Origin of the sequence: Intrasporangium chromatireducens Q5-1 (assembly GCF_000576575.1) — a bacterium.
Classification (GTDB): domain Bacteria; phylum Actinomycetota; class Actinomycetes; order Actinomycetales; family Dermatophilaceae; genus Intrasporangium_A; species Intrasporangium_A chromatireducens.
Map to the genome: position 1 here is coordinate 1 of NZ_AWQS01000643.1, position 298 is coordinate 298.

1 protein-coding gene is annotated in these 298 nt (G+C 78.9%); it reads right to left on the reverse strand.

Annotated features, from left to right (window positions below; genetic code table 11):
* Positions 1 to 298 (reverse strand): phosphorylase family protein (locus N864_RS23245; RefSeq protein ID WP_034723424.1); only part of this gene is annotated, 298 nt, incomplete at both ends.

A 298-nucleotide genomic window follows, 5' to 3' on the forward strand; every position in this document is an offset into this window, starting at 1 on the left:
GCAGGAGCCAGACGGACTCCATGTCGGCTGCCAGGACCCCGCTGGACGCGAGGGCCCGCCGCTCGCGGTTGCCGACGACGTGGGTCACGCTGGCGATGGGGCCGACCCGGACGGGCAGGCCGTGAGCCTGCAGGGCTCGGGCGAGCAGCGGCGCGCTCGGGCACGACAGGGGGCCGCCGTGGGGCGGGCGCACCTCGGTCGCCACGACGACGTCGCCGGGGGCGAGGTCGGGGGCGACGCCGGCACCGATCCCGACCACGGCGAGCGCGTCGGCGTTCCGGATCCGGGGGCTCGCCGC